Source organism: Kitasatospora sp. NPDC007106, assembly GCF_040634455.1.
GTDB classification, from domain to species: Bacteria; Actinomycetota; Actinomycetes; order Streptomycetales; family Streptomycetaceae; genus Kitasatospora; species Kitasatospora arboriphila.
In genome coordinates, this window is the sequence record NZ_JBEYFP010000836.1 from 1 (window position 1) to 2,480 (window position 2,480).

The following is a 2,480-nucleotide window of genomic DNA, read 5'->3' on the forward strand; positions in this document are numbered from 1 at the left end:
GTTGAGTTCTCAAGGAACGGACACTTCCTTCGGACCGCCTTCCAGCGGACCCTCCGGGCGTTTCGCTCTTTCGTGTTTCCAGCTTATCAGATCCGCGCCCGGCCGTTTTACCGGGGCTTTTCTGATTTGCTTTCCGCCTTTCGGCGCTCCCGAACTCTACCAGAGTTTTTCGCGCGCATTTCCCGGTCGATTTCTCGAAGGGGTGTGCGACGGTCGACTCGTCGGAGGAAGGGGGCCGTTACCGGTTCGCAACCAGTTTCGGCGACTCGTCCAACGTTAGGGCACCGGACTGCGAGCGTCAAACACGCGGGGCCGGATCTGGCTGGATCCGGCCCCTGTGGGGTGTCGTGGCAGTTCAACCGCGGTGCGGTTCAAGCCACCTGACGTCAGTTCGACGCGACCTCGACCGCGGCGAGGTTGCGCTTGCCGCGCCGCAGCACCAGCCAGCGGCCGTGCAGCAGGTCCTCGGCGGCCGGGACGGCCTCCTCGTCGGCGACCTTCGCGTTGTTCAGGTAGGCGCCGCCCTCCTTGATGGTGCGGCGGGCACCCGAGCGGCTCGGGGCGAGCCCGGTCTCGACCAGCAGGTCGACGACCGCCTGGAGCTCGGTGACCGTGGCCTTCGGCACCTCGGCGAGCGCGGCCGCCAGGGTGGCTGGCTCCAGGTCGGCGAGGTCGCCCTGGCCGAAGAGCGCCTTGGAGGCGGCGACCGCCCGCTCGTACTGCTCGGCGCCGTGCACCATCGTGGTGAGCTCCTCGGCGAGGGCCCGCTGGGCGAGGCGCGCGGCCGGACGCTCGGCGGTGTCCCGCTCCAGCTGCTCGATCTCCTCCCGCGAGCGGAAGGAGAAGATCCGCAGGAAGTTCGAGACGTCCCGGTCGTCCGCGTTCAGCCAGAACTGGTAGAAGGCGTACGGGGTGGTCAGCTCGGGGTCGAGCCAGACCGTGCCGGACTCGGTCTTGCCGAACTTGGTGCCGTCGGCCTTCACGATCAGCGGGGTGGCCAGCGCGTGCACGGACTTGCCCTCGGCCTTGCGGATCAGGTCCGTGCCGGCGGTGAGGTTGCCCCACTGGTCGCTGCCGCCGGTCTGCAGGGCGCAGCCGTAGCGGCGGTTCAGCTCCAGGAAGTCCATGCCCTGGAGGATCTGGTAGCTGAACTCGGTGTAGCTGATGCCCGCGTCGGAGTTGAGCCGGCGGGCGACCGCCTCCTTGGCGATCATGTTGTTGACCCGGAAGTACTTGCCCACGTCGCGCAGCAGGCTGATCGCCGACATGCCGGACGTCCAGTCCAGGTTGTTGACCATGCGGGCCGCGTACTCGCCCTCGAAGTCGAGGAACCTCGAGATCTGGCCGCGCAGGCGCTCCACCCAGCCGGCCACCGTCTCGGGGTCGTTGAGCACGCGCTCGGCGGTCGGCTTGGGGTCCCCGATCAGGCCGGTGGCCCCGCCGACCAGCCCGAGGGGCAGGTTTCCGGCCAGCTGCAGGCGCTTCATGGTGAGGATCTGCACCAGGTTGCCGAGGTGCAGGCTGGGCGCCGTCGGGTCGAAGCCGCAATAGAACGTGACCGGGCCGTCCGCGAACGCCTTGCGCAGTGCGTCCTCGTCGGTGGACAGGGCGATCAGCCCACGCCACCGGAGCTCGTCGACGATGTCCGTCACGGTCACGCTTCTCCTTCGGTCGCGTCCGGCGTTGTCCGCGGCCCGTCGTGGGCCCCGTGCCTGGACGACTCCAGCGTTCTAGAGAGTACGCGCATCGGGCCAGCGGATTTCGGCCCGGCCGGGGGGCGGACGGAAATTCCGTTGTTGCCGGTGGCCACGCGAGTTCACAGTGGACCCACCGCCGAGTGCGGCGAGGACGGGACGGTCGTGCCTGGCGGCACGGCCGCACAGGGGAGGTGGCCGGAACGATGCGCAACACGCTGGTACTGAATGCGAGCTACGAGCCGCTGACGACGGTGTCGCTGAAGCGCGCCGTGGTGCTCGTCCTGCAGGACAAGGCGGTCGTGGAGCACGCCCATCCGCTGGGGATGGTGCGCGGTACCGGTGTGGCCGTTCCGGTCCCCCGGGTGATCAGGCTGAACCGGTACGTGCGGGTGCCCTTCCGACAACACGCGCCGTGGTCGCGGCGGGGCGTGCTCGTCCGGGACCAGCACCAGTGCGCCTACTGCGGCCGCCGGGCGACCACCGTGGACCACCTGGTGCCCAAGTCGCGCGGTGGTGCCGACAGCTGGATGAACACCGTGGCCGCGTGCCCGGAGGACAACCAGCGCAAGGCCGACCGGACGCCCGAGCAGGCCGGGATGAAGCTGCTGCGGCGGCCGTTCGAGCCGACGCCGGAGGCGACGCTGATGCTCGCCCTCGGCCTGCGCGGCAGTGAGCTGCGCGAGCTCGCCGCCTGGCTGCCAGCCAGCGCCTGACCGTCGGCGCCCGACCGGCGCTGCCCGACGGGCCGGTGCCCGCACGGGCGCCGGCCGCAGACCGGGGACG

General features: G+C 70.1%; 2 protein-coding genes. One reads left to right on the top strand and one right to left on the bottom strand.

Annotated features, from left to right (window positions below; genetic code table 11):
* Positions 1 to 386 precede the first annotated feature (386 nt).
* Positions 387 to 1,652 (bottom strand): tyrosine--tRNA ligase, encoded by a 1,266-nt coding sequence (gene tyrS, locus ABZ641_RS33015; protein ID WP_344622034.1) that lies wholly within the window; start codon positions 1,650 to 1,652, stop codon positions 387 to 389.
* Between the two features lie 248 nt (positions 1,653 to 1,900).
* On the opposite strand from tyrS, the gene ABZ641_RS33020 reads away from it, so the two are divergent.
* Complete coding sequence (locus ABZ641_RS33020; RefSeq protein WP_344621893.1) at positions 1,901 to 2,410, top strand: HNH endonuclease; 510 nt, start codon at positions 1,901 to 1,903, stop codon at positions 2,408 to 2,410.
* The last annotated feature ends 70 nt before the right edge of the window (positions 2,411 to 2,480 follow it).

What these genes read in the sequence shown, in the direction of transcription:
- ABZ641_RS33020 (WP_344621893.1), top strand. Translation starts at nt 1,901, where the DNA reads ATGCGCAACACGCTGGTACTGAATGCGAGCTACGAGCCGCTGACGACG.